We start from the raw sequence: 24,378 nt of genomic DNA on the forward strand, positions 1-24,378 counted from the left end.
TTCCTGCCCAACGCCTCACGGCGCAAAAAACCGCCCGCGGTCCTGCCGGATCGCGGGCGGAAGGCCTGGAAGAGGATGGATCACCAGGGGAAGCCGCCGAAGGGCCACTGGTAGTAGTAGCCGCTCTGGCCGTTCTGGTTCTGCTGCTGTTGCTGCTGGGTATCCTGCTGGAGCTGGTTGTTAGCCTGGGTCTCGGCGTTCTTCTCGTCAAAGGTGATGGTCAGCTTCTGCTCCTGCTGGGAACGGATGACGGTGAGGGTGGCGGTGTCGCCGGCCTTATAATTGCTGGACAGGGCGGCGGTCAAGGCGGAGGGGGAATCAATGGCGGTGTCGTCGATGGCGGTGATCACATCGTTCACCTGCAGGCCGGCCTTCTGGGCGCAGGAGCCCTCCGCCACATAGGTGACCGCGGCGCCGGCGGGAATGCCGTAGCGCTGGGCGTCACTGGAGACGGCGCTCACCTGGATGCCCATATAGGGCTTTCCGGTGACGTAGCCGTGCTCGATCAGGTCGGCAATGATGTCCTTCACGTCGTTGATGGGGATGGCAAAGCCCAAGCCTTCGGCGGAGACGCCGGAGGAGGACTGGGTGTACTTGGCGGTGGTAATACCGATGACGTTGCCGTAGCTGTCAAAGAGGGGGCCGCCGGAGTTGCCCGGGTTGATATCGCAGTTGGTCTGGAGCATGTTCAGGGTCACGTTGTCCCCGGTGGAGATCAGGCGGTCCAGAGCGGACACCATGCCGTTGGTATAGGTGAAGGTCAGCTCGCCCAGGGGGTTGCCAATGGCGTAGACGGCCTCACCCACCACCAGCTTGTCCGAGTCGCCCAGAGTAACGGGGGTCAGGCCGGTGGCCTCGATCTTCAGCACGGCCACGTCGTTATCCTTCTCGCCCCCCACCAGCTTGGCGGTATACTTGTCGCCGTTGGCAAAGGAGACCTCAATGGTTACGGAGCTGTCCTCCGCAGCCTCTTCAATGACGTGGTAGTTGGTGACGATGTAGCCGTCCTCGGTCAGCACAAAGCCGGAGCCGGATGCGGCGGAGGTGGTGGTCTGACCGAAGATGTTCACCGACGTGGTGGAGACGGTGATGCCCACGCAGGAGGGCAGGTTGGCGGCGTACAGTTCCTGGGGCTCCATGGGCTGGCCCTTGTTGGTGTTCACCACGGTCTGGACTTGGGGCCGCTCCTGCTCGTAAATGGTGGTCTCATTGCCGGAGCCGCTCAGCCGTCCGTACAGGGCCGCGCCTCCCGCGCCGGCGCAGCCGCCCACCAGAACGCAGGCAAGCAGGGCCGCGGCGATCCGCTTCCCGTTTCCCTTTTTCTTGGGAGGCTGGCTCTCGGGACCCACGTGGCCTCCGCTGGTGGGGATGGGGTCGGTGTAATCGCCGAAGCCGCCCCTATAGCCGTCGTTTTCGCTGTTATAAAAATTGAAGTCGCTCATAATATTGTGCTCCCTTCAAAATATGTTGTCCATATTTTTCTTCTCTTTTCGAACTGTGGATATGATAGCGCGGAATTATGAAGAAAGCATGAAGAAAACAGGACTTATTTTTAAACTTTCCCCAAAATTTTCTTGACCTCAACGCCGGTCCGGACGTTCGGACAGAATGGCGGCCACATCCTGGGCCGCCGCAGCCAGGTCCAGCCGCAGTCCCCGGAACATGCCCATCCCCGCCAGGTTGAGCAGCACCAGCAGCAGGATGGGACCCAGGACCATGCCCAGCACCCCCGCCAGCTTCATGCCCACATAGATGCTGACCAGGGAGAGGATGGGGGACAGCCCTGTCTGGTCTCCCACAAATTTGGGTTCCATCACCCGGCGGAACATGGCCACCACACCCCAGATGACCATGATCTCCACAGCCGCGGGGAAGTCCCGGGTAAACAGGGCGATGACCGCCCACGGGACCATTACGGTCCCCGAGCCCACGATGGGGATAAAGTCCAGCACCGCCAGCCCCAGGGCCAGCAGCAGACTGTAGGGCTGTCCGATCACAAAAAAGCCGGCCAGCAGGATGAAAAACACCCCTACTGACAAGCAGACCTGGGCTCTCAGATAGCCGCCGAAGGCCCCAAGGGCCACGGTCTTGACCTGGCCCAGGAAGCGCAGCAGGCTCTCGTCCATGCTCTGGACGGCCCGGGTGCGCAGATAGGGGTAGTCTGCCGTCAGAAAGTAGGTGGCCATGACAAAAATCACCAGCGCTACCACAAAGGAGGGCAAGCCCATGGCCTTGTCCTTGGTATAGTCCAGCACTCCGTTCAGCAGGGTGGGGGTGGCGGTGCTCAGCCAATTGAGCAGTCCGTCCAGCACCGACTGCACCGACTCGTTCAATTGAGGGGGCACCAGGGTCCACAGGCGGGCAAAGAGGGCTTCCGTCTGCTCCAGGGCCGACTGCAGGCCGGCCAGCAGGCCGTCCCAGTTCTGGAGCAGCAGGGCCGCCTCATTGCCGGCGGCATAGACCAGAAGGGCCACCGCCCCTCCCGCCAGCCCGAAGAGCAATATCAGGATCAACAGGGCCAGCGTCTGCCGGGACCAGCCGATCCGGCGCTGGAACCACTTGACCGCCGGATTCAGCAGGACGGCCACCGCCAGAGCGGCAAGAAAGGGCGCGAACAGGGACAGCAGCGGCCGGCCGAATCTGGCCCCCAAAAACAGGACCAGCACCGCCAGAATCAGCCGGATCCCCAGCCGCAGCCACAGCCAGCCCCGCTGGCGCCAGGTCAATTGTCCAGGTCTCATTCGTTTCGCCGCCTTTGTTTTTTTGAGTATCCTATCCCACCTTACCACAAAAAGCATGAATAAAATGTAAAACTTGGAAGCCCTTCTGTGTGAAGGCGTGGCGTACAGGCTGGTCCGACACAAAAAACAGGACTCCCCGGCATGGAGCCGGGAAATCCTGTTTTGTCTGTTTGATTCAGTCCCAATACAGCAGGCCCACCAGATTGGGGCCGGCGTTGATGGCGATCACGCCGCCGATGCAGTAGGTCAGATCCGGCTCCCGGCCCAGCTCCTGACGGCAGGCCTGAGCCAGCTTGTCCGCCTGCTCGTCATTGTTGCCCCGGATGAGCAGGATGGGGCTGTCGGGCCGGCGCTCCTTCTTACACAGCTCTACGATAGCGGAGATCACATTCTTCTCGCCCCGCACCTTGGACAGGATCTTGGACTCCCCGTCCTCAAAGGTCATGACGGGCTTCAGCCCCAGGGCCTCCCCCATGAAGGCGGCAGCCGCGGAGATCCGGCCGGACTTTTTGGCAAAGCGCAGGTCCAGAGCGGCAAAGATCACCCGGGCGTGGTCCACCCAGTCCTGGATGTAGGACACGATCTCCTCCGCTTCCTTTCCGGCGGCGGCCATACGGGCTCCCTCCAGCACCGGCCAGCCGTAGCTCATGGTGTAGTTATGGGAGTCAATGATATAAATGTGAAAGGTATCCCTGGCCTCGGGATGGTCCTCATAAAACTCCTCCCGGGCCTGAAGGGCGTTGCCGTAGGTGGCGGAGCCCTTGGAATTGATGGAGGTATGGATCAGATCGGTATAGCCCTCCTTCCAGGCCTGCTCGAAACACTGGGTAAACACATAGGGATTCAGTTGGGCGTGGGTGGGCGCCTGGGGGGTGGAGAGCAGCATCCCATAAAATTCCTGGGGCGCAAAATCAAAGCCGTCGTTCAGTTCCTTCTCTCCCATGGCAATGGGAAAGGGCAGGACCTGGATGGACAGTTCCTCCCGCAGGGCGTCAGGGATGTCGGCGGCGGAATCGGTGGAAAACTTGATACGAGCCATAGCAGCCTCCCTTAAGCGGGGCGAGCCCCGTTTTCATAAGCATTATACGGAGTTATTATGGCAAAAAAGTCCTTGTTTGTCAATGCGCCGCCCCGTTCAGAACGTCTTCAGATTTCGACAGTTTTGGCAGTTTGTGCTGAAAATGGACCCGCCGGGAGAAGCGCGCGTCTCCTGCGGCGGGTCCTTCTTTTCATCCTTTTTTCTCCAGCTTCCGGCGGGTCCCGTCGGGGTACTGGATGTAGGTATTGTCCAGCTGGGCGGTGAGGCTGCGCTTGTAGGCGTCGATATACTCCCGGCGCAGGGCGTCCCGCTCGGCGGTCTCCTCCGGGGTCAGGCCCTCGGGGCTCTTGGCCTTTTTGGCCAGGGCGTTGATGCGGTCAAGCTTGGATTGTTCCATGATATTCTCCTTAAATCTGATTTAGGATCGTGGGGCGATCCGGTGCGATCTCCCATATATCCGAGGACGGGCGGCGGTGTCCAAAGGCGGCATTTACCAAAGCCGCTTCCCTATACATACCGCTCCAGCACCAGCATGGTGCGGCCCTTTCTGGACTGGCCGGGGACCTCTTTCACCACGCACTTGCCCAGACCCCGGCAGGTGAGCACGTCCCCCTCCTCCACCTGCTTGTCCCCTTTCAGGCAGTCCCGGTGGTTGACCGCCACCTTGCCGGCGGAGATATAGGCCGCCGCCTTGGACCGGGACAGAGAGAACCCGGCAGCCAGCACCGCGTCCAGCCTTGGGGCGGCCACCGTGTCCCGAATCGTCTTCACCTGGGCGGGTCTGGGGGCCAGGTCGGACAGGGGAATCTCCCGCAGCTTCACCTTCCAGCGTCCCGCTCCCTCCCACTGGGACAGGAGGATAGGCGCCGCCTCCCGGAGGACCACCACCTGGCACCTGCCCTCTTCGGGCAGAAGGATATCCCCCAGCTTCTCCCGGGCAAGCCCCAGACCCATGAGGGAACCCAAAATGTCCCGGTGACCCGGGGCGGCGTTCTTTGGAAACTCTCCCTCCACGGCGGCGAGGGGCCCTTCCGGATCGGCGAGAAGCTCCTCCGCCTCCTGCCAGTCGGGCAAAAAGGCGCAGACGGTCCGCTCCGCCCCCTCACAGCCGCCCCAGAACAGGTGCCGGGGCCGGCCCCAGGCGTTGAGCAGATCGGTCACCGATGCCCTCTCCCCAGGGGACAGGAAGGGAGTATGGGCGGGGACGCCCCGGCTTTGGGCCAGCTCCAGCTTGTCCAGCACCCGGGCCAGCAGCACCCGTTCCTCCTCGCTGTGGGCGCAGCGGTCCAGCAGTTCCTTTTTAGTCACGGCCTCGCCCCCCTTTTTATTGGTATCCAGTATAGGCGGAGCGGTGGACCTTTGTCAATCAAAAGCGTGGAAAGTCCCGGCGCCTCCCTTGACAATTTTGGACCGGGGTGATATAGTGTCAGGCGTGAAATCGGCGTTGACGGAGAAGAAACCGTTGGAACCGCCCAGAGAGGGACGCGTTTGGTGGGAGCGTCCCGCGGGGAAAGCGGCCGTACCACTCCAGAGCCGCCCGGGATGACCGGGACGGGACCCTCCCGTTACAGAGGACACGAGCGACGGCCACAGGCCGTAAGCAGGGTGGAACCGTGGAATACGATTGTTCGTATCTCACCCCTGATGAGATCAGGGGTGAGATTTTTCTTTTTCACCCCTCAATACAAGGAGGATATCGTGTGATGTTCCCACGATATCCGAATTGCCCATCGCCTCGCCGCTGACGCGGCAACCGGCGATGATGGCGAAAATCCCCCATTTCGCCGGGGGGAAAATCATTTTATTTGTGCCGCGTACAGCGGCGGAATGGAGGATTATAAAATGTCCGAAGAAAACAACCAGTATACCTTTGAGAACGAAGAGTACCGCCGGACCTACTGGCACACCTGCTCCCACGTGCTGGCCCAGGCCGTGAAGCGTCTGTGGCCGGAGACCAAGCTGGCCATCGGCCCCAGCATTGACAACGGCTTCTATTACGACCTGGACAGCGAAGAGGCCTTCACCGCCGAGGACCTGGAGAAGATCGAGGCCGAGATGCGGAAGATCTGTAAGGAAAAGCTGAAGCTGGAGCGGTTCGAGCTGCCCCGGGAGGAAGCTTTGAAGTTTATGGAGGAGAAAGGCGAGCCCTACAAGGTGGAGCTTATCCACGACCTGCCCGAGGACGCGGTCATCTCTTTCTACAAGCAGGGCGACTTTACCGACCTGTGCGCCGGCCCCCACCTGGACTCCACCGGCCGCATCAAGGGCAACGGCATCAAGCTGACCGCCTGCAATGCCGCCTACTGGCGGGGGGATTCCTCCCGCAAGCAGCTCCAGCGCATCTACGGCATCGCCTTCCCTAAGAAGGACGAGCTGGACGCCTATCTGGCCAAGCAGGCCGAGGCGCTCAAGCGGGACCACAACAAGCTGGGCCGCGAGCTGGAGTATTTCACCACCGTGGACTCCATCGGCCAGGGCCTGCCCATCATCCTGCCCAAGGGCTCCCGCGTCATCCAGACCCTCCAGCGCTGGGTGGAGGACACCGAGCAGAAGCGGGGCTATCTGCTGACCAAGACCCCCCTGATGGCCAAGCGGGACCTGTACCGCATCTCCGGCCACTGGGACCACTATCTGGACGGCATGTTTATCCTGGGCGATCCCTATGACGAGGAGAAGGAGTGTTTTGCCCTCCGGCCCATGACCTGCCCCTTCCAGTACCAGGTCTATCTGAACCGCCAGCGGTCCTACCGTGACCTGCCCATGCGGTTGGGTGAGACCTCTACCCTGTTCCGCAACGAGGACTCCGGCGAGATGCACGGCCTCATCCGCGTCCGCCAGTTCACCATCTCTGAGGGCCATCTGGTCCTGCGCCCCGACCAGCTGGAGGAGGAATTCAAGGGCTGTCTGGATCTGGCCAAGTACTGCCTGGGCACCGTGGGTCTGCTGGACAAGTGTACCTTCCGGTTCTCCCAGTGGGACCCCGCCAACCCCAACAACAAATATGAGGGGACTGCCGAGCAGTGGGAAGAGGCCCAGCGGGTCATGGCCCAAATTCTGGACGATCTGAACGTGGAGTATACCATCGGGATCGACGAAGCCGCTTTCTATGGACCCAAGCTGGACATCCAGTACCGGAACGTCTACGGCAAGGAGGACACTCTGGTCACCATTCAAATCGATATGCTGTTGGCCCAGCGGTTCGGCATGTACTATATCGACGAGAACGGCGAGAAGAAGTTGCCCTATATCATCCACCGTACCTCTCTGGGCTGCTATGAGCGGACCCTGGCCTACCTCATTGAGGAGTACGCCGGCGCCCTTCCCACCTGGATGGCCCCCGAACAGGTCCGCTTCCTCCCCGTCACCGACCGCGCCGCCGACTACTGTGCGGAGCAGGCCAAAAAGCTGTCCGACCTGGGCTACCGTGTGGAGGTGGATTACCGAAACGAGAAGATCGGCAAGAAGATCCGGGAAGCCCAGTTGGAGAAGATCCCCTACATGGTGGTCGTGGGCGACCGGGACATGGAGAACGGTACCGTCTCTCCCCGCCACCGCGCCGACGGCGACTTGGGCGCCATGTCTATGGACGATTTCACCGCCTTGCTGAAGGACGTGGTGGATTCCAAGGCTAAGAAGTGATCCCCACCCAGAATCTCCATTCCAAAAACCGCCGGAAGCTCTTCCGGCGGTTTTTTTATCCGTCTCCGGCCAAACTACTGTCCCTGACCGAAAAATAAATAAGAATAATTCCTATTTAGTCTGGACTTTTCGCTTTTCCTGTGGTATACTTGGCCACAAGAAACCCGCTCCGCGCCAACCACCGCAAAGAATAGGAGGATCGCCATGAAAAACCCGAAAGCCATGTACGCTCTGAGCTACGGCCTGTTCGTCCTCACCGCCCGTCAGGGAGAGAAGGACAACGGCTGCATCATCAACACCGCCGCCCAGGTGACCACCACGCCTAACCGCATCACCATCACCGTCAACAAGAGCAACTACACCCACGACATGGTGCTGGCTACCGGCCAGTTCACCCTGTCCATTCTGTCTGAGCAGGCGGATTTCGCCCTGTTCCAGCGCTTTGGCTTCCAGTCCGGCCGGGACACGGACAAATTTGAGGGATTCCAGCAGCACACCGCCCGGGGAGAAAACGGGATCCTCCGGGTGACCCAGGGGACCTCCGCCTGGCTCTCCTGCAAAGTGGTGTCCACGCTGGACCTGGGTACCCACACCCTGTTCCTGGCCGACGTGGTGGACGGCGACGTGCTGTCCAACGTGCCCAGCGTCACCTACGCTTATTATCAGGCCAATATCAAGCCCAAGCCCCAGGCGGCTGGCGCCGCTCCCGCCGCCAAAAAGCGCTGGGTGTGCACCGTCTGCGGCTATGTCTACGAAGGCGACTTCCTGCCCGACGACTTTATCTGCCCCTTGTGTAAGCACCCCGCCTCGGACTTTGAGCCCCTGGCGTAAATCTTTCTAAAAAACATGGCCGGAGGCGCAACCTCCGGCCATGTTTTTCGTCCTGACAGACGTAACTTGTCTTCTCTCGGGGAAGGGGCTAAAATAGAGATACCTTACCGGCCCAGCCACCGGGCGTAGCTCTGGGCGCTTCCCACCCGGCCCACGGCGGACAGGGAGGCCCGGTCCATCTGAAAGATCTCCCCCGCCAGGTCCCGCAGCTGCTCCCGGGTGACGGCGTCATAGAGCCCCAGGATCTCGTCCAACTCCCGGACCCGGCCGTACAGCAGAGCCGAGGAGCCCAGGTGGCTCATCCGGGTCTGGACGGATTCCGAACCCATAAGCAGGTTGGCCTTGGCCTGTTCCCGGACCCGGTCCAGCTCCTCCTGGGTGGGGCCGTGGTCAGCCAGTTCGGACACCACCCGCCGGACGGTGTCCAGGGCCTGACCCTCCTGCTCCTTGTTGACGGCGGTGTACACCCCTAAAAATCCAGTGTCCGCCTGGTCGGAAACATAGGAGTACACGGTATAGCACAGCCCCCGCTTCTCCCGGACCTCCTGAAACAGCCGGGAGGAGCAGCCGCCCCCCAGCAGGGAGTTGAGCAGCAGCAGCTGAGGCCGCCGCTCGTCCAGATAGGACAGGGCGGGGCAGGCCAGGATCAGGTGGTTCTGCTCAATGGCCTTCTTCCGGGTGGTGACGGCGGGGCGGTAGGAGACGGGCTTCTGGACCGGGGCCCCGCCGGGCTCCAGGGCGGCCAGGCAGTCCTTCAGCGCCTCCACCTGCCGCTGGGAAAAGCTGCCCGCCAGGGCGGCCACCACTGCGCCGGCCCGGTAGTGCCGCCGCTGCCACTGGGCCAGCCACTCCCCGGTCATCCCCTCCAGGGTGGCCTGGGTGCCCAGGATGGGCCGGGCCAGGGACGTTCCCTTGTAGACGGCAGCGGACAGCCGCTCGGCCACCAGGTCCTCTGGGGTGTCCTCGTACATGCCGATCTCCTCCAGGATGACGCCCCGCTCCGTCTCCACATCCTCTTGAGCGAACCGGGAGTGGAAGAGCATATCGCTTAAAATATCCAGGCTCCGGTCCAGATGGTCGTCCAGGCTCCGGGCGTAGAAGCAGGTGTGCTCCTTGGTGGTATAGGCGTTGATCTGGCCGCCGATGGCGTCCATATCCCGGGCCAGCTGGGCGGTGGAGCGCCGCCCGGTGCCCTTGAAGAGCATATGCTCGATAAAATGGGCGGCTCCGTTCTCTCCGGCCTGCTCGTGCCGGGAACCGACCCCTACAAAAAAGCCCAACGCGGCGGAACGGGCGCCGGGTACCTCCTCCGTCAACAGACGGGCGCCGTTGGGCAGCTTGATCTCCTGATACATGGGGACCTCCTGTCGAATGAAGTCCCATGCAGTATAACACAAAACCCACCGTCCGTCCACGGGTCCGGACAACAGGGCCCCGCCATTTTTACAGCGAGGAGGACCGCCATGGAAGACCACAAGATCATTGAGCTGTACTGGGCCCGGTCCCAGCAGGCCATTGCGGAGAGCGAGGCCAAATACGGCCCCTACTGCCGCTCCATCGCCCGGGGCATTCTGGACCGGGCGGAGGACGCGGAGGAGTGCGTCAACGACACCTGGTTCCGGGCCTGGAACGCCATGCCGCCCCAGCGGCCCAATATCCTGTCCGCCTTTTTCGGCAAGCTGACCCGAAACCTGTCTCTGGACCGCTGGCGGAAGGAGCGGGCGGCCAAGCGGGGCGGCAGCCAGGTGGAGGTGGCCCTCCACGAACTGGAGGGCTGTCTGCCCGACCACCGCCGCCCCGACGAGGAACTGGAGGCCAGTGAGACGGCCGCCCTCATCTCCGCCTTCCTCCGGGCCCAGCCCGAGCTGGACCGGAGGCTCTTCATCCGGCGGTATTTCCATTTGGAGTCCATCGCCGCCCTGACGGAACGCTTCGGGCTGACGGAGAGCCAGGTCAAGTCCCGGCTCCACCGCACCCGGCAAAAGCTGAAACTGGCGCTGGAAAAGGAGGGGATCGCGGTATGACAGCGGAATACTTATTGGAGGCCATGGGGCTCATCGACGACGACCTGATCCGGGAGGCGGAGGCCCCTGTCCGCCGCCGTCCCGCTTCCGTCTGGCAGAAACAGTGGGGCGCTCTGGCCGCCTGCCTGGCTCTGGTGGCCGCCCTGGGCTACGGAGCCACCCACTTGCCCGTAACGTCCGGCAACAGCAACAGCGCCGCGCCCGCCGCTTCCGCCGGCGCTTCCGAACCCTATCCCGGCGGCTCCTGGGACGCCGCCAGCGGCGGCAGTGCCAGCTCCGCCTCCGCAGCCGAACCCGGAGCGGCAGATATTACCCGCAGCGCTTCCATCTTTACCGCCGGGGGCGAGTACCGCCTGACCGGAGAAGTCAGGGACGACCTGCCAGAGGACGCCCAGGCGCTGGAGGCCCTGTCCGGGCTCTATCCCGACACCCCCTACCCCGCCACCGATGCAGAGGAATATGTGGGCTGCGCCCTGTTTGAAGGCCCCGACGGCAGGCTGTATGTCCAGCTGCCTGACGGCGGCTACGCTGTGGCGGAGGCGGTACAGCCGTGACCAGGCGGAGCGGATACGGCAAGCCGTGTCTCTGCAAGGCCTGAGGCCAGCAGGTTCCCTCGACATACGCAAGGCGGCCGGTCCCCAGAGACCGGCCGCCTTGTTTTCGCTTGGCTTATTTGGATTCTTCTTCCATGACCCGTACCTTGATCTCCAGCACCCGGCGGTGCTCCACCTTGGTGACGGTGACGTCCAGACCCTCGGCCTGGAAGTGGTCCCCCACCTCGGGGACCCGGCCCACCTGCTCCATGACCCAGCCGGAGACGGTGGCCGCGTCGCAGGTACCCTTGACCTGGAACAGGTCATACATGTCGTCCAGGTCGGCGGAGCAGGCGATGAGGTAGCTGCCATCAGGCTGCTTCTGGAAATTCTCGATGACCTCGTCGTGCTCATCCCAAATCTCGCCCACCAGTTCCTCCACAATGTCTTCCAGAGTAGCGATGCCCTCGGTGCCGCCATACTCGTCCACCACCACGGCCATATGGGCCTTGTTCTTCTGGAGGATGCGCAGCAGCTCGGAGATCTTGGTGTTGCCCGTGGTATAAAACACGGGAGCCTTGATGTTGGACACCATGGTCTCCCCCCGGTAGCGGGCGGCGTAAAAGTCCTTCTCGTGGACCACGCCCACGATGTTGTCGATGGTCTCGTGGTAGATGGGGATGCGGGAGTAGCCGCTTTCGGCAAAAAGGGCGGCCACCTCCTCCATGGTGCTGTCCTCCTCGGCGGCCACCAGGTCTACCCGGGGGGTCAGGATCTCGGACACCTCCAGATCGTTGAACTCAATGGCGTTGCGGATCAGGTCGCTCTCGTGCTCGTCCAGACCGCCCTCGGTCTCCGCCTGGTCCACCATGCCCACCAGTTCTTCCTCGGTGATGCCGTCGTCCCCGCCGCTGCGGAACACCCGGCCCAGCAGCCGCTTCCACTGGGTAAACAGGAAGTTCATGGGGGTCAGCACCACCATCAGCAGCTTCAGCAGGGGATAGGCGAACATGGCGCAGCGCTCCGGCATCTCCTTGGCCAGGCTCTTGGGGGTGATCTCCCCGAAGATGAGGATGATGACGGTCAGCGCTACAGTGGACACCGTGGGACCATACTGCCGGAACCACTTGGTACACAGTACCGTGGCCACAGTGGTGGCGGTGATGTTGACAATATTGTTGCCGATGAGGATGGTGGACAACAGCTTGTCATACTCCTCCGCCAGTTCCAGGGTCTTAGCAGCCCGGAGGCTGCCGTTGTCCGCCTTGGTTCGCAGACGGATGCGGTTCAGGGAAGTGAAGGCGGTTTCGGTGGCGGAAAAGTAGGCGGACATGGCCACCAGGACCACCAGTGTGACCAGCATGCCTATACTGGCACTGTCAAGTTCCATGTTGGAAAGATCAACTCTGCTTTCTTGAAAAATTTCGGTTCAACCGCTTTCAGTCCATTTTATGTCCTGAAAGCTGCTCCGACCGGCAAAACAGGCTTTTTGCCAGCCTGAGTATATCATACCAAAGTCGGGATTGCAACGGATTTCCCCCGGCCTCGCTCAAGCGCATTCGGAGTGTTTGCGGTTTCCGCCTCATTTTGCAAATTTTTTGCGAAAAAATATAAAAAATATCTTGACTGCGCCGTGGGGATTGTGGTACAGTGATTCTACCTGTGAAAGGGGCTTTTTTTCGTGCGCATTTTTACGGTGTATGACGCAGGAACCCCTTCCTCCGCATTGCGGACGCAGGGAGGCAATTTGCCGGGTCCCACCGTAGCGCCGACGCTGTTATTGCGTCTTTCTGTCGCTGGATCCGGCTGTATGGGCCGGGTCCGGCGTTTTGCTTTTCTGGCGGCGTCCGCAAATGGCTCAACTAACTCAGCGTCCCCCCCACCGGGGAGGCTGCCACATTAAAAGGAGGTGCCGAACAAATGGCAAGTAAGGCCGGCGCGCGCATCAAGATCACCCTGCGGTGCTCTGAGTGCAAGCAGAGAAACTACAACACCATGAAGAACAAGAAGAATACCCCCGACCGCCTGGAGCTGAACAAGTACTGCCCCTTCTGCAGAAAGCACACTGTCCACAATGAGACGAAGTAATTCGTCCCAAGGCTGAAAGGAAAGAAGGGTAACAATGGCTGAGAACGAAAAGCTGGAGCAGGCCGCCCAGGCCAGCTCCGACAAGGCCGATAAGGCCAAAAAGGACAAGAAGAACGCCAAGCCCGGTCTCTTCGCCCGTGTCGGAAAGTGGCTCAAGGAAATGAAGAGCGAGCTGAAGAAGGTCCAGTGGCCCACCCGCAAGCAGACTGTCAACAATACCCTGATCGTCATCGCCTGCGTCATTGTGGTCGGCGTTTTTATCTGGGTCTTTGACTTTATCGCCGGCGGCGCCATCGACGTCCTCCTCACTCTCCTGAGGTAAGCGAAATGGCGGACAATGCGAATTGGTATGTGGTACACACCTATTCCGGCTATGAGAATACGGTGAAGGCCACCATCGAAAAGTATGTCGAAAACCGCAACATGCGGGACCTGATCCACGAGATCAGCATTCCCCTGGAGACCGTCACCGAGATCACGGACAACGGCCCCAAGGAAGTGGAACGCAAGGTGTTCCCGGGCTATGTTCTGGTCAAGATGATCATGAATGACGAGACCTGGCATGTGGTCCGCAATATCCGCGGCGTCACCGGCTTCCTGGGCGAGGGCAACAAGCCCATCCCCCTGTCCGATGCCGACGTGGCCGCCCTGGGCGTGGAAAAGCGCGAGGTCGTGGTCAGCTACCAGGAGGGCGACACCGTCCGGATCACCGACGGCGCGCTGGAGTCCTTCCTGGGCACCGTGGAGGAGATCGACCTGGAGCGCAGCAAGGTCCGCGTGGTGGTGTCCATGTTTGGACGCGAGACCCCCGTGGAGTTGGAGCTGGACCAGGTGGAACCCGCCAACGAATAAGAAGCGTCCGAGCCGTCGTGAGCAGCGACCCTGGACCGGAGCGAGGAATACAAACCAAGAACCGCGAAGCGGGGCTGTTTGTGTTCCGAGTCGGCGGGAAGGGGAGCGTCGCGAACAGGCGAGGCGTGACAACAAGAAGCGCCCGCTCTGCCGTGGGCAGACGGGCTGCCGAAACCAAACAACAAATCCTATGCGGCACAAGCCGCTCCGTGGGAGGAGCCGCAGAGGCTCCGCCAAACAACCACATTTTTCTAATGGAGGTGCTCTTTCGTGGCACAGAAAGTAACTGGATATGTAAAACTTCAGATCCCCGCCGGCAAGGCGACTCCCGCCCCCCCTGTTGGTCCCGCTCTGGGCCAGCACGGCGTGAACATTGCCGCTTTCACCAAGGAGTTCAATGAGCGCACCAAGAACGACGTGGGCATGATCATCCCCGTCATCATCACCGTGTACGCCGACCGCTCCTTCACCTTCGTGACCAAGACCCCCCCTGCCGCCGTCCTCATCAAGAAGGCCTGCAACATCGAGTCCGGCTCCGGTGTGCCCAACAAGACCAAGGTGGCCACCATCAGCAAGGAAGATGTCCGCAAGATCGCCGAGACCAAGATGCCCGACCTGAACGCCGCCAGCATCGAGGCCGCGATGAGCATGATCGCCGGTACTGCCCGCTCCATGGGCGTCGTCGTGGGCGAGTAAGGAGGGTGCAAGAATGTTTAGAGGTAAGAAATATCAGGAGAGCGCCAAGAAGATCGACCGGAACACCCTGTACGATACTGCTGACGCTATGAAGCTGGTGGTGGAGACCGCCACCGCCAAGTTCGACGAGACCGTCGAGCTCCACGTCAAGCTGGGCGTTGACTCCCGTCACGCTGACCAGCAGGTCCGCGGCGCCATCGTGCTGCCCCACGGCACCGGCAAGACCCAGCGCGTGCTGGTCTTCGCCAAGGCCGCCAAGGCTGACGAGGCCCGTGCCGCCGGCGCCGACTACGTGGGCGATATGGACCTGGTGGAGAAGATCCAGAAGGAAAACTGGTTCGACTTCGACGTGGTCGTTGCTACCCCCGACATGATGGGCGTTGTGGGCCGTCTGGGTAAGGTGCTGGGCCCCAAGGGCCTGATGCCCTCCCCCAAGGCCGGCACCGTCACCATGGACGTGACCAAGGCCGTCAACGAGATCAAGGCCGGTAAGGTGGAGTACCGTCTGGACAAGACCAACATCATCCACTGCCCCATCGGCAAGGCTTCCTTCGGCGTCGAGAAGCTGACCGAGAACTTCAACGCCATCATGGGCGCTATCATCAAGGCCAAGCCCGCCGCCGCTAAGGGCCAGTATATCAAGAGCTGCACCGTGGTGTCCACCATGGGCCCCGGCGTCAAGATCAACGGCGCCAAGCTGGCCTAAGAAGCGCCGAATTCCCGAGCAGGGGGCATAACGACAGAGCGCAGGGCAAAGCCCGGGAGCGGCGCAGCCGGTCCGAGTTTGCCCGAAGTCGTCGGAGTTATCACCCCCGCCCGCGAGGGAACCAAGGCGTGACAAAAACGCCTGATCTATTTTGTTTATCGTTCCCGGACAGGTTTTGCTTGACAAAACCTGTCCGGGGTGATAAAATACCGCTTGCGTTCAAAGACAGCAGGTTTCCGGTCCGCCGGAAGTAAGTCCTGCCGAGAGTGCTTTCAAAAGAATACTTTTGATTGTACTGTCCTCCTGTCTGTTGACGCGGAGGATTTTTTTGTTGCGCACAAGCAGTAAAACCCAATCTTTTCTGGAGGTGAATCCAAAAATGCCTAACGCAAAGGTTCTTTCCGAGAAGCAGGCCATCGTTGCCGCTCTGACTGAGCAGCTGCAGAATGCTGCCAGCGGCGTGCTGGTGGACTACAAGGGAATCACCGTGGCCGAGGACACCGCTCTGCGTGTCGAGCTGCGTCAGAACGACGTCCAGTACGGCGTGGTGAAGAACACCCTGGTCCGCTTCGCTATGAACAACGTGGGTCTGAACGAGCTGGATGATGTGCTGAACGGCACCACTTCTCTGGCCACCAGCGCCGGCGATCCCATCGCCCCCATGCGTGTGGTCAACAAGTTTGCCAAGCAGCTGAACGGTAAGTTCACCATCAAGGGCGGCTTTATGGACGGCAAGGTCCTGTCCCTGGACGAGATCATGGCTCTGGCCGAGCTGCCCTCCAAGGACGTCCTGCAGGCCCAGGCTCTGGGCATGATGCTGGCTCCCATTACCAGCCTGGCTATCGTCCTGAAGGCCATCGCCGAGAAGAACGGCGAGCCCGCCGCCGAGGAGGCTCCTGCCGCCGAAGCCCCCGCTGCCGAGTAAGTCCCGGCATTCCGCTCCCATCAGGAGCAAAACAAATTTTTAATTTTAAAAAAACCATTATTTAGGAGGTATTTCATCATGGCTAGTGAGAAGATTACCGCTCTCATTGAGGAAGTGAAGGCTCTGACTGTTCTGGAGCTGTCCGAGCTGGTTAAGGCTCTGGAGGAGGAGTTCGGCGTGTCCGCCGCCGCTATGGCCGCCCCCGCCGCCGGCGGCGCTGCTGCTGAGGCTGTCGAGGAGAAGACCGAGTTTGACGTGGTCCTGGCTGGCTTCGACGCCGCTGCCAAGATCAAGGTCATCAAGGCCGTCCGCGAGATCACCGGTCTGGGCCTGGCCGAGGCCAAGGCTGCTGTCGAGGGCGCTCCCAAGACCCTGAAGGAGGCCGTGTCCAAGGACGAGGCCGAGGAGCTGAAGAAGAAGCTGGAAGAGGCCGGCGCCAAGGTCGAGCTGAAGTAATTTCCGCTTCCCTCAAAAGCAATGATAAACCGGCCCGAGGCAGTGCCTCGGGCCGGTTTTTTGCAGATATGGAAAGAGCCTGCCGCCGGAAGCCGTCCCATAGGACGCTATCCGGCGGCAGGCAGTTTTTATGCTCTGATTCCGCCCCCGACAGTTTTCACAGCAGCAGTCCGATCAGGGGAATGGTGACGACACACAGCAGGCTGGACAGACACACCGCCCGGGCTCCCAATTGAGTACAGCCGCCGTACTGCTCGCCCATCACCACAGAGGCCGCGGCGCTGGGCATCGCCATGATGACCAATGCCACGCCAACCACCAAGGGGTTGGAGATCGGCAGCAGAGCCAGCACCGCCCCGGTCAGCAGCGGCAGGATGAGCAGCCGGGTCGCGGTGGCGGTAATCGCATCCCGGTCACAGACCATGTCCCGTATCCGGCTCTTCGCCAGATTCATTCCCGTTATCATCATGGACAGCGGAGTCGTCACATTAGCCAGGTGCTGTAAGGGCCCGCGGATGGCCTCCGGCACCGGGATCTGAAGACAGTAGAGGAACAGGCTCAGCACGATGGCCAGATTTATCATGCTGAAAATCACTTTTTTCCAGGATACCTGTGCCCCTGCCCCGTCCTTGTTATCCGCAGCCACCATCTTGGCCCCCAGGGTATAGACCAGCACATTAAAGGGGATGCCCAGCATCGCCGCTAGGGCAAGTCCCTCTTCGCCGAAGACTGCGTAAGCCACGGGATACCCCATAAATCCGTTGTTGCAGAAGGCGCAGCACATCATCCACATGCCTTTTCTTCCCTCGGGCACCCGGAACAGCCGGATCAGCAGCACGCAGATCCCGATATATCCCAGATGCAGGACGACGCCCAGGCAGCAGATCACCGCGGCATCCCGCAGGAAACTGGGATCAAAGGGCCGCAGCATGGAGCAGATGATGGTGGCGGGCAGCGTGATCTTCATCAGCAGCGACGTCATCGGCCCCGCAGCCGAGGGGCTCAGCACCTTGGCCTTCACCGCCAGAAAGCCCACCCCGATCAGCAAAAACAGCCCCACCAGATTGGTGAATAACACAGAGACAGACATTGACTTTTCTGCACCTCATTTCGGGCCGGAGGACCTGAAGGACCTCCTTCTTGGCCAGCGACCCTCTCCCTCAATATAAGACCGGTCGAAATGTAGGAGCATTATACCAAAGGATCATACTTTTGTCATCTGACAGACTAAATAAAACCGCCTGCCGTTTCCGGCAGGCGGTGGGGACAATCGACGGCCACAGGGCACGCCGGCTTCTGTTTTCTTACCGGCAGCCTGTGCCAAGGGATAAACGCCCTCAGCGGTTCTTGAAGGCGGTGACCTTTTCCTTGTTCAGGAAAGCCTTCATGGCGTCCTTCTGGTCCTCGGTGGCGAAGCACAGACCGAAGGCCTCGCTCTCATAGGCCGCGCCGGTGGTCATATCGGTCTGGAGGCCCCGGCGGATGGCGGCCTTGGACTGGCGGACGGCCACCTGGGCGTTGGCGGCAATGGCATTGGCCAGCTCCATCGCCTTGTCCATCAGCTCCTCGGGGGCGTAGACATGGCTGACCAAGCCGATCTCCAGGGCCCGGGCGGCGTTGATGGTCTGGGCGGTGAGGATCAGTTCCATAGCGTTGGCCGTGCCCACGATGCGGGGCAGCCGCTGGGTGCCGCCGAAGCCGGGGGTGATGCCCAGGCCCACCTCGGGCTGGCCGAACTTGGCCTTCTCGCTGGCCACCCGGATGTCGCAGGCCATGGACAGCTCGCAGCCGCCGCCCAGGGCGAAGCCGTTGACGGCGGCGATGGTGGGCTTGGACAGGTTCTCCAGCTTCAGGAAGACCCGGTTGCCCAGCGCGCCGAACTTCTTGCCCTCCGCCGCGGTGAGGGTGGACATCTGGCCGATGTCGGCCCCGGCCACAAAGGACCGGCCCGCGCCGGTGATGACCGCTACCAGGATCTCTTCATTCTCCTCCACCTGATCCAGCACCGCGTCCAGGTCCCGGAGCACCTGGTCGTTGAGAGCGTTGAGCGCCTCGGGGCGGTTCATGGTAATGACCCCCACGGGGCCCTTCTGTTCCAGTGTTACGAAAGCCATATGTAAGCTCCTCCTTCAATATCGAAATACCGGCTTGGATTTCGCTCTTGTTCTTTTCTATTATAATGCGTAACGTACAAAGCCGCAAGTCTTGTCAGCCAATGTCTTTTCTGCAAGCCGCTCCTATTTGACGGCGCGGCCCCGTGTCCCGCCCCGCCGCCGGATTTCAGGCATGTTTTTCCCGCCGCCGGAATAGAGTAGCCCGAAGGGGGGATCGGTTTGTCCAAGCAGACATTATCCGCCGGGAAAGGGGCCCTGTTCCTCACGGTGCTGGGGGTCCTGTCTCAGGTGCTGAGCTTTGGCTATCGGGTGGCCCTGTCCCGTCTGGTGGGGGCAGAGGTCATGGGGCTGTACCAGCTGCTCATGCCGGTGTACTCGGTGCTGTTGTCCCTGACCGCTGTGGGACTGACCGCGGTGGTGTCCAACCTGACCTCCCAATATCTGGCGCTGGGGAACCGCCGGGCGGCGGCCCAGACCCTGTCCACCTGCCTGCGCGCCTTCTTTCTCCTGCTCCTTCCCCTGGGCGCGGCGGTCATTCTGGCCTCCGACCCCATCTCCGTGGCTCTGCTGGGGGACGCCCGCACCCAGTTGGGACTGATCCTCCTGGTACCCTGCGTTGCCCTCACCGGCGTGGAAAACGTACACAAGCACTATTTCTACGGGGCGGGGCTGGTGGTCCCGCCCGCTCTGGTGGAGCTGGCCGAGCAGCTGATCCGGGCCGCCGCCGTACTGGGGCTTTTGCTGCTCTTTCTTCCCCAGTATCCGGAGCGGGCGGCGGGGCTCATCGTGGCGGGCATGGTGGTCTGCGAGGTCTTTTCCGCCCTTACTCTGGCCGTCCTGTACCGCGTCCATCTCCGCCGCAGGGGATGTGCCGGTCCGGGAGAGCCCGGACGCATCCGCTGCCGGCGGCTGGCCTCCATCGCCCTCCCCGTGGGTGCCAACGCCCTGCTGGGCAATCTGATGGGAGCGGCCAACGCTACCCTGATCCCCCAGAAGCTGGTGGAGGGGGGCATGGACCGCAGCGCCGCCGTCTCCCAGCTGGGGGTGGTGTGCGGCATGACGCTGCCCATGCTGGCCCTGCCCACGGTGTTCCTGGGGGCTCTGAATCTGATCCTGGTCCCCCGGTTGGCCCGGGCCTCTGCCCTGGACCGCCCCGGAGAGGTCCGCCGTCTGACGGACCGGGCCATAGCCGCCGTCTCCGTGCTGGCCCTGCCCTCCATGTCCCTGATGGCGGTACTGGGCCCCGACCTGGGCACACTGCTCTTTGGCCGGGAGGACGTGGGGCGGTTCCTCATTCCCCTCTCCCTCACCATGGCGCTGAGCTGCTTCTGCTCCGTCCTGGGCTCGGTGCTGAACGGGATCGGCCGGCAGAAGGCCGTGGCTGTGGTCTCTCTGCTGGGGGGCGGCGTGCAGCTGCTGGGCACCCTGGTCCTGGTCCCCCTGCCCGGCGTGGGGATCGCTGGATATGTGGCCGGGTCCCTTCTCTCCGCCCTGCTGGAGGCGGGGCTCTGTCTGTGGCTGGCCGCCCGGTACACCCGTCTGAAGCCGCCCCTCTTTTCCTGGCTGATCGCCCCCGGTCTGTCCGCCCTGCTGGCCGCCCTCACCACCAACCTGTTGCTCCGGGAGCTGAAGGCGGCCGGAATCCCCCTTCTCCCCGCCGCTGTGTCCAGTCTGCTCTTCGCCGCCATCCTGTATCTGGCTGCCCTCCACGCCCAGGGCATCCGCCTCCGGACGGTCTTGCGGGTGCGGTGGTAGAACGCCGTCCCTCCTCCTCCGCAGATTCCTCTTGTCTCCCGCTCCTCCCGGTAGTACAATGGGTACAAAGCTTCATCCGCAATACAAACACACTGAACCGGAAGATTTCGTTGCGCAGGAAGCTTTTGTGCATCATTTCCCGTCGTCCCACAGTGGTCGGGGAAGTGCCACATCATGAATTTTACTATTCTCGCGCATAGCAAAACGCGACAGGAGGCCCCATCTATGGACGATGTGAACAGACCCATTACCAACCCGGAGCTGACGGCGGCGGTGGAGCGGATGCGCCGGGAGAACAGCCGGGAGAGCCGGGAGGCGGTGCTGGACCTGGTCATCACCACGGCCCGGTTCCTGGCCCCGGTGACCATTACCCCGGCCCCGGAGGAGCAGGACCCCGGTGAGGCCGCGCTGGGCCAGGGGACCCAGATCCAGTTCCAGCTGCTCACCAACCAGGAGGGGCAGCCCTTCTTTCCTGCCTTCACCAGCTGGGAGGAGCTGCGTAAGCTGTGCGGCCCCAAAAACCAGCAGACCCTGGTCCTCACTTTCGACGACTATGCCGCCATGGTGGTGCGGGACACCCGGGCCGCCGGGTTTGTGGTGGACCCCTTCGGGGCCTGCCTGTCCTTTGACCGGGCCATGGTGGAGCATCTGGTGGAGCGGAAGCGGCAGATGACCGGTAACTAATTCGGATCAAAGGCCCGGTGTGGGAGCGTTTTCACGTTCCCGCGCCGGACTTTTTCATGGGGTTTTCAATTCTCCCGTCCAGACGCTCAGTTGGTGCCAGCCACTCAGGTCCGTCGTACCCATGGGGCGAATGGATCCCGGGCAACACCCCCCAATAAACCATCCCAATGCTCCAGAACCATACCTGCCATCGGACCGGGAGAAATAGGTTGGTGCCAGGGCACAGCTTTACCGTTTTCTCCTTTCCCCATTTTTTACATACAGAAAAGTTCTTGACATTTTGGTTAGCTTATGCTAACCTATGTTCGGTTGGAGAAAGCCGTCCTCCCTCCTCAATCCTCCCTGCTTTCTTCCATCTATACATTGGCGTTTTCTCTGACCACCAGACGGTCCGGCGTGACAGGCATCGCGTCGGACAGCCCCGTCCGTGCGTATACACGCGGACGGGGCTTTATTTTATCTTTCCTCCGCCGGGGATCTGTGTTATAATCTGGAACATAAGCAATTTGTTATAAGGAGTTGCTTGCCATGTTCGTGAAAAACCCGAAATATTTTCTGACCATCGTCAAGGAGCACAGCATCTCCAAGGCTGCGGAGCGCCTCTACCTGTCCCAGCCCTATTTAAGTCAATACCTGGCCAAGCTGGAAAACAGCCTTGGTGTTGTACTGCTGGACCGCTCCCATACCCCGCTGAAGCTGACTCCCGCCGGAGAGGTGTTTTACGCCTATCTGGAGCGGCAGGATTATCTGGACCGTCAGCTGGTCAGCGACCTTCGGGACCTGCAGAACAAGAAGCGGCCTACCCTCCATATCGGGGTATCCCCCTGGCGTGGGTCCACGCTCCTGCCCGACGTGCTGCCCGCCTTTACCCAGCACTATCCGGACGTCCAGGTGGTTCTCCACGAGGCCCCGGTCCCGGAGCTGGCCCAGCTGGCCGAGGGCAGCGTCACCGACTTCTGCATCATGCATATCCCCGGGGATCTGACGGAGCTGGCCTACGAGCTGGTCATGCGGGAGCACATCTTCCTCATCGGCCACCGGGACCACCCCCTGCTCCGCGGACAGCAGAGCACCTATGACGCCCCCAAGCGCTTTGAGGATCTGAGGCTGCTGGAGCACGAGCGGATCATCATGCTGCCCAGCGACTGGCGGCTGTCCAAGCTGCTCCACAACACCTTCTCCGTCCTCAACGTGGAGCCCCAGAATATCCTCATCACCACCAACAACACCACCGCAATCAATCTGGCGGCGGAAAACATGGGCTTCGCCTTCCTCCAGGAGAGCGGCATTGCCCGCACCCCCTATCTGGACCGGCTGGCCTGCTTCACCATCGGGGACCCTCCCCTCACCTGCCCCATCGCGGTGGTATACAAGAAAAACGGCTTCCTCTCCCCCGCCGCCCGCACCTTTATTGACCTGACCAAAGAATACTACAGCCGGTTCGACCGGACCGCCTGTATATAAAGAGACAGCGGGGCCGCCCAAAGGCGGCCCCGCTGTTTCATTCTGACGAGGTATTGACGGCGCGGATAGCTCCGCGGCCTTACAGCTTTTCGATCTCCTCCTGCTCCACGACCTGGATGCCCTGGGCAGCCAGAGCGGCGGAGGCGGCGGCGTTGTCCGCCACACGGAAGATCATGTAGGCGTGGTCCACGTCCTTGCCGCCCAGGAAGGCGTACATATACTCCACGTTAACCTTGGCGTTGGTGAGGACCTGGAGGACCTTGTTCAGACCGCCGGGGGTGTCAGGGATGGCGACGCCCAGGACGGGGGTGACGGAGTGGACATAGCCCGCGTCCTTGAGGACGGTGGTGGCCTCGTACACATTGTCCACAATGAGGCGGACGATGCCGAAGTCCTTGGTCTCTGCCAGGGACAGGGCCCGCATATCCACGTTGTGCTGGGCCAGCACTCCGGTCATGGCGTACAGGGCGCCGGGCTTATTCTCCAGAAAGATGGAGATCTGCTTGATGCTCATGCTCTTTCCCTCCTTAAATCTTACGCTTGTCGATCACACGGACCGCCTTGCCCTCGCTGCGGACGATGGACTTGGGGGCCACCAGAGTGACCTTGGCGGCCAGACCCAGCATGGAGCGCAGGCCGTCCACCAGCTCCTTCTGCCGGCGGTTGATCTCGCCCAGATTGTCGGTGAACATCTCGGGGGTCATCTCCACCTGGACGTCCAGGGTGTCGGTGTTCCGCACCCGGTCCACGATGATCTGGTAGTTGGCGGGATAGCCGTGGTTGAGCAGGACGGTCTCGATCTGGGAGGGGAACACGTTGACGCCCCGGATGATGAGCATGTCGTCGGAGCGGCCCATGGGCTTGCACATCTTCACATGGGTACGGCCACAGGAACAGGGGGTGTAGTCCAGCTGGCAGATGTCCCGGGTGCGGTAGCGCAGCAGGGGGAATGCCTCCTTGGTGATGGAGGTGAAGACCAGCTCGCCCTTGGAGCCGGCGGGCAGCACCTCGCCGGTCTCGGGGTCGATGATCTCGGCAATGAAGTGGTCCTCGTTGATGTGCATGCCGGACTGGGCGGAGCACTCGAAGGACACGCCGGGGCCGGACAGCTCGGTCAGGCCGTAGATGTCATAGGCCTTGATGCCCAGGGTGTTCTGGATGTCCTGGCGCATCTCCTCGGACCAGGCCTCGGCGCCGAAGATACCCGCCTTCAGGGGGATCTGGTCGGGGGTCAGGCCCATCTCCTTCATGGTCTCGCCCAGGTAGGCGGCATAGGAGGGGGTGCAGCACAGGATGGTGGCGTTCAGGTCCCGGATGAACATGATCTGCCGCTCGGTGTTGCCGGAGGAGGTGGGGATGGTCAGGCAGCCCACCTTGTGGGAGCCGCCGTTGAGGCCGGGGCCGCCGGTGAACAGGCCGTAGCCGTAGGACACCTGGCACACATCCTCGTTGGTGCCGCCGACGGCCGTGATGGCCCGGGCGCAGCAGTCCTCCCACAGGTCGATGTCGTGCTGGGTATAGAAGGCAACCACCCGCTTGCCGGTGGTGCCGGAGGTGGACTGAATGCGGACGCAGTCCTTCAGGGGCTTGGCCACCAGGCCGTAGGGATAGGCCTCACGCAGGTCGGCCTTGGTAACGAAGGGCAGCTTGTGCAGGTCGTCCACGCCCTTGATGTCGTCGGGAGTCAGGCCCTTGGCCTCCATCTTCTTGCGGTAGTAGGGGACGTTGTCCCAGACGTGCTTGACCTGAGCCACCAGACGCTCGTCCTGCCAAGCTCTGATCTGTTCCCGAGAGGCACACTCGATCTCGGGCTGGTAATATCTTTCCATGG

The 24,378-nt window shown here is 61.7% G+C and carries 25 protein-coding genes; 14 read left to right on the forward strand and 11 right to left on the reverse strand.

Annotated features, from left to right (window positions below; translation table 11 throughout):
- Positions 1 to 80 precede the first annotated feature (80 nt).
- The 5 genes from I6E39_RS06880 to I6E39_RS06900 form a co-directional block, all read right to left on the reverse strand.
- Positions 81 to 1,442: a S1C family serine protease gene (locus I6E39_RS06880; RefSeq protein WP_235380869.1), complete on the reverse strand. Its 1,362-nt coding sequence runs from the start codon at positions 1,440 to 1,442 to the stop codon at positions 81 to 83.
- A gap of 138 nt (positions 1,443 to 1,580) precedes the next feature.
- Positions 1,581 to 2,741 (reverse strand): sporulation integral membrane protein YtvI, encoded by a 1,161-nt coding sequence (gene ytvI, locus I6E39_RS06885; protein WP_235380870.1) that lies wholly within the window; start codon positions 2,739 to 2,741, stop codon positions 1,581 to 1,583.
- Between the two features lie 175 nt (positions 2,742 to 2,916).
- On the reverse strand, positions 2,917 to 3,780 hold the full coding sequence (locus I6E39_RS06890) for a DegV family protein (RefSeq protein ID WP_235380871.1): 864 nt from the start codon (positions 3,778 to 3,780) through the stop codon (positions 2,917 to 2,919).
- A 190-nt stretch (positions 3,781 to 3,970) separates the two neighbouring features.
- Entirely contained in the window at positions 3,971 to 4,177 is a 207-nt protein-coding gene (locus tag I6E39_RS06895) for a DUF896 domain-containing protein (protein WP_235380872.1), read from the reverse strand.
- Between the two features lie 110 nt (positions 4,178 to 4,287).
- Positions 4,288 to 5,088 (reverse strand): YlmH family RNA-binding protein, encoded by an 801-nt coding sequence (locus I6E39_RS06900; RefSeq protein WP_235380873.1) that lies wholly within the window; start codon positions 5,086 to 5,088, stop codon positions 4,288 to 4,290.
- A gap of 534 nt (positions 5,089 to 5,622) precedes the next feature.
- Between I6E39_RS06900 and thrS the strand changes: the two genes are divergently transcribed.
- Together thrS and I6E39_RS06910 are read left to right on the forward strand one after the other, a co-directional pair.
- Positions 5,623 to 7,419, forward strand: a complete 1,797-nt coding sequence (gene thrS / locus I6E39_RS06905; protein WP_235380874.1) for a threonine--tRNA ligase — start codon at positions 5,623 to 5,625, stop codon at positions 7,417 to 7,419.
- A 204-nt stretch (positions 7,420 to 7,623) separates the two neighbouring features.
- Positions 7,624 to 8,250: a flavin reductase gene (locus I6E39_RS06910; RefSeq protein WP_235380875.1), complete on the forward strand. Its 627-nt coding sequence runs from the start codon at positions 7,624 to 7,626 to the stop codon at positions 8,248 to 8,250.
- A gap of 104 nt (positions 8,251 to 8,354) precedes the next feature.
- Here the strand turns inward: I6E39_RS06910 and I6E39_RS06915 are convergent, their stop codons facing one another.
- Positions 8,355 to 9,605, reverse strand: a complete 1,251-nt coding sequence (locus I6E39_RS06915) for a M16 family metallopeptidase (protein ID WP_235380876.1) — start codon at positions 9,603 to 9,605, stop codon at positions 8,355 to 8,357.
- A gap of 108 nt (positions 9,606 to 9,713) precedes the next feature.
- On the opposite strand from I6E39_RS06915, the gene I6E39_RS06920 reads away from it, so the two are divergent.
- Together I6E39_RS06920 and I6E39_RS06925 are read left to right on the forward strand one after the other, a co-directional pair.
- The gene (locus tag I6E39_RS06920; protein WP_235380877.1) at positions 9,714 to 10,274 is read left to right on the forward strand and encodes an RNA polymerase sigma factor; all 561 of its coding nucleotides are present in this window, start codon (positions 9,714 to 9,716) and stop codon (positions 10,272 to 10,274) included.
- Entirely contained in the window at positions 10,271 to 10,828 is a 558-nt protein-coding gene (locus I6E39_RS06925; RefSeq protein ID WP_235380878.1) for a hypothetical protein, read from the forward strand. The genes I6E39_RS06920 and I6E39_RS06925 overlap by 4 nt, the downstream gene beginning before the upstream one ends.
- Before the next feature lie 115 nt (positions 10,829 to 10,943).
- Here I6E39_RS06925 and I6E39_RS06930 read toward each other — a convergent pair whose 3' ends face one another.
- On the reverse strand, positions 10,944 to 12,197 hold the full coding sequence (locus I6E39_RS06930; RefSeq protein ID WP_235380879.1) for an HlyC/CorC family transporter: 1,254 nt from the start codon (positions 12,195 to 12,197) through the stop codon (positions 10,944 to 10,946).
- Positions 12,198 to 12,727: 530 nt separating this feature from the next.
- On the opposite strand from I6E39_RS06930, the gene rpmG reads away from it, so the two are divergent.
- The 7 genes from rpmG to rplL all read left to right on the forward strand — a co-directional run bounded on the left by rpmG (position 12,728) and on the right by rplL (position 16,530).
- On the forward strand, positions 12,728 to 12,895 hold the full coding sequence (gene rpmG, locus I6E39_RS06935; RefSeq protein ID WP_008980220.1) for a 50S ribosomal protein L33: 168 nt from the start codon (positions 12,728 to 12,730) through the stop codon (positions 12,893 to 12,895).
- Positions 12,896 to 12,929: 34 nt separating this feature from the next.
- Positions 12,930 to 13,217 (forward strand): preprotein translocase subunit SecE, encoded by a 288-nt coding sequence (gene secE, locus I6E39_RS06940; protein ID WP_235380880.1) that lies wholly within the window; start codon positions 12,930 to 12,932, stop codon positions 13,215 to 13,217.
- 5 nt (positions 13,218 to 13,222) lie between these two features.
- Positions 13,223 to 13,747 (forward strand): transcription termination/antitermination protein NusG, encoded by a 525-nt coding sequence (gene nusG / locus I6E39_RS06945; protein WP_235380881.1) that lies wholly within the window; start codon positions 13,223 to 13,225, stop codon positions 13,745 to 13,747.
- A gap of 270 nt (positions 13,748 to 14,017) precedes the next feature.
- Positions 14,018 to 14,443 (forward strand): 50S ribosomal protein L11, encoded by a 426-nt coding sequence (gene rplK, locus I6E39_RS06950; protein ID WP_087287566.1) that lies wholly within the window; start codon positions 14,018 to 14,020, stop codon positions 14,441 to 14,443.
- 13 nt (positions 14,444 to 14,456) lie between these two features.
- The gene (rplA, locus tag I6E39_RS06955; RefSeq protein ID WP_235380882.1) at positions 14,457 to 15,149 is read left to right on the forward strand and encodes a 50S ribosomal protein L1; all 693 of its coding nucleotides are present in this window, start codon (positions 14,457 to 14,459) and stop codon (positions 15,147 to 15,149) included.
- 379 nt (positions 15,150 to 15,528) lie between these two features.
- Positions 15,529 to 16,074, forward strand: a complete 546-nt coding sequence (gene rplJ / locus I6E39_RS06960) for a 50S ribosomal protein L10 (protein ID WP_235380883.1) — start codon at positions 15,529 to 15,531, stop codon at positions 16,072 to 16,074.
- 78 nt (positions 16,075 to 16,152) lie between these two features.
- Positions 16,153 to 16,530 carry a 50S ribosomal protein L7/L12 gene (rplL, locus tag I6E39_RS06965; RefSeq protein ID WP_235380884.1) on the forward strand — a complete coding sequence of 126 codons (378 nt, stop codon included), beginning with the start codon at positions 16,153 to 16,155 and terminating at the stop codon, positions 16,528 to 16,530.
- Positions 16,531 to 16,687: 157 nt separating this feature from the next.
- Here the strand turns inward: rplL and I6E39_RS06970 are convergent, their stop codons facing one another.
- Entirely contained in the window at positions 16,688 to 17,620 is a 933-nt protein-coding gene (locus tag I6E39_RS06970) for an AEC family transporter (RefSeq protein ID WP_235380885.1), read from the reverse strand.
- A gap of 247 nt (positions 17,621 to 17,867) precedes the next feature.
- Entirely contained in the window at positions 17,868 to 18,644 is a 777-nt protein-coding gene (locus tag I6E39_RS06975) for an enoyl-CoA hydratase-related protein (RefSeq protein ID WP_235380886.1), read from the reverse strand.
- A 219-nt stretch (positions 18,645 to 18,863) separates the two neighbouring features.
- Here I6E39_RS06975 and I6E39_RS06980 point away from each other — a divergent pair, with 219 nt between their 5' ends.
- From I6E39_RS06980 to I6E39_RS06990, 3 genes are all read left to right on the forward strand, one after another.
- The gene (locus I6E39_RS06980; protein ID WP_235380887.1) at positions 18,864 to 20,399 is read left to right on the forward strand and encodes an oligosaccharide flippase family protein; all 1,536 of its coding nucleotides are present in this window, start codon (positions 18,864 to 18,866) and stop codon (positions 20,397 to 20,399) included.
- Between the two features lie 225 nt (positions 20,400 to 20,624).
- Complete coding sequence (locus I6E39_RS06985; RefSeq protein ID WP_235380888.1) at positions 20,625 to 21,083, forward strand: SseB family protein; 459 nt, start codon at positions 20,625 to 20,627, stop codon at positions 21,081 to 21,083.
- Positions 21,084 to 21,611: 528 nt separating this feature from the next.
- Positions 21,612 to 22,547, forward strand: a complete 936-nt coding sequence (locus I6E39_RS06990; RefSeq protein WP_235380889.1) for a LysR family transcriptional regulator — start codon at positions 21,612 to 21,614, stop codon at positions 22,545 to 22,547.
- A 79-nt stretch (positions 22,548 to 22,626) separates the two neighbouring features.
- Here I6E39_RS06990 and I6E39_RS06995 read toward each other — a convergent pair whose 3' ends face one another.
- Positions 22,627 to 23,061, reverse strand: coding sequence for an acetolactate synthase (locus tag I6E39_RS06995; RefSeq protein WP_235380890.1), 435 nt, complete (start codon positions 23,059 to 23,061; stop codon positions 22,627 to 22,629).
- A gap of 13 nt (positions 23,062 to 23,074) precedes the next feature.
- Positions 23,075 to 24,376, reverse strand: coding sequence for a phenylacetate--CoA ligase family protein (locus tag I6E39_RS07000; RefSeq protein WP_235380891.1), 1,302 nt, complete (start codon positions 24,374 to 24,376; stop codon positions 23,075 to 23,077).
- Positions 24,377 to 24,378 lie beyond the last annotated feature (2 nt).

This window comes from Pseudoflavonifractor phocaeensis (assembly GCF_021531375.1).
GTDB classification, from domain to species: Bacteria; Bacillota; Clostridia; order Oscillospirales; family Oscillospiraceae; genus Lawsonibacter; species Lawsonibacter phocaeensis_B.

Bases quoted from the DNA above. Each gene is read 5' to 3' on its own strand.
- I6E39_RS06880 (WP_235380869.1), bottom strand. From the start codon at position 1,442: ATGAGCGACTTCAATTTTTATAACAGCGAAAACGACGGCTATAGGGGC.
- ytvI (WP_235380870.1), bottom strand. From the start codon at position 2,741: ATGAGACCTGGACAATTGACCTGGCGCCAGCGGGGCTGGCTGTGGCTG.
- I6E39_RS06890 (WP_235380871.1), bottom strand. From the start codon at position 3,780: ATGGCTCGTATCAAGTTTTCCACCGATTCCGCCGCCGACATCCCTGAC.
- I6E39_RS06895 (WP_235380872.1), bottom strand. From the start codon at position 4,177: ATGGAACAATCCAAGCTTGACCGCATCAACGCCCTGGCCAAAAAGGCC.
- thrS (WP_235380874.1), top strand. From the start codon at position 5,623: ATGTCCGAAGAAAACAACCAGTATACCTTTGAGAACGAAGAGTACCGC.
- I6E39_RS06910 (WP_235380875.1), top strand. From the start codon at position 7,624: ATGAAAAACCCGAAAGCCATGTACGCTCTGAGCTACGGCCTGTTCGTC.
- I6E39_RS06915 (WP_235380876.1), bottom strand. From the start codon at position 9,605: ATGTATCAGGAGATCAAGCTGCCCAACGGCGCCCGTCTGTTGACGGAG.
- I6E39_RS06920 (WP_235380877.1), top strand. From the start codon at position 9,714: ATGGAAGACCACAAGATCATTGAGCTGTACTGGGCCCGGTCCCAGCAG.
- I6E39_RS06925 (WP_235380878.1), top strand. From the start codon at position 10,271: ATGACAGCGGAATACTTATTGGAGGCCATGGGGCTCATCGACGACGAC.
- I6E39_RS06930 (WP_235380879.1), bottom strand. From the start codon at position 12,197: ATGGAACTTGACAGTGCCAGTATAGGCATGCTGGTCACACTGGTGGTC.
- rpmG (WP_008980220.1), top strand. From the start codon at position 12,728: ATGGCAAGTAAGGCCGGCGCGCGCATCAAGATCACCCTGCGGTGCTCT.
- secE (WP_235380880.1), top strand. From the start codon at position 12,930: ATGGCTGAGAACGAAAAGCTGGAGCAGGCCGCCCAGGCCAGCTCCGAC.
- nusG (WP_235380881.1), top strand. From the start codon at position 13,223: ATGGCGGACAATGCGAATTGGTATGTGGTACACACCTATTCCGGCTAT.
- rplA (WP_235380882.1), top strand. From the start codon at position 14,457: ATGTTTAGAGGTAAGAAATATCAGGAGAGCGCCAAGAAGATCGACCGG.
- rplJ (WP_235380883.1), top strand. From the start codon at position 15,529: ATGCCTAACGCAAAGGTTCTTTCCGAGAAGCAGGCCATCGTTGCCGCT.
- rplL (WP_235380884.1), top strand. From the start codon at position 16,153: ATGGCTAGTGAGAAGATTACCGCTCTCATTGAGGAAGTGAAGGCTCTG.
- I6E39_RS06970 (WP_235380885.1), bottom strand. From the start codon at position 17,620: ATGTCTGTCTCTGTGTTATTCACCAATCTGGTGGGGCTGTTTTTGCTG.
- I6E39_RS06975 (WP_235380886.1), bottom strand. From the start codon at position 18,644: ATGGCTTTCGTAACACTGGAACAGAAGGGCCCCGTGGGGGTCATTACC.
- I6E39_RS06985 (WP_235380888.1), top strand. From the start codon at position 20,625: ATGGACGATGTGAACAGACCCATTACCAACCCGGAGCTGACGGCGGCG.
- I6E39_RS06990 (WP_235380889.1), top strand. From the start codon at position 21,612: ATGTTCGTGAAAAACCCGAAATATTTTCTGACCATCGTCAAGGAGCAC.
- I6E39_RS06995 (WP_235380890.1), bottom strand. From the start codon at position 23,061: ATGAGCATCAAGCAGATCTCCATCTTTCTGGAGAATAAGCCCGGCGCC.
- I6E39_RS07000 (WP_235380891.1), bottom strand. From the start codon at position 24,376: ATGGAAAGATATTACCAGCCCGAGATCGAGTGTGCCTCTCGGGAACAG.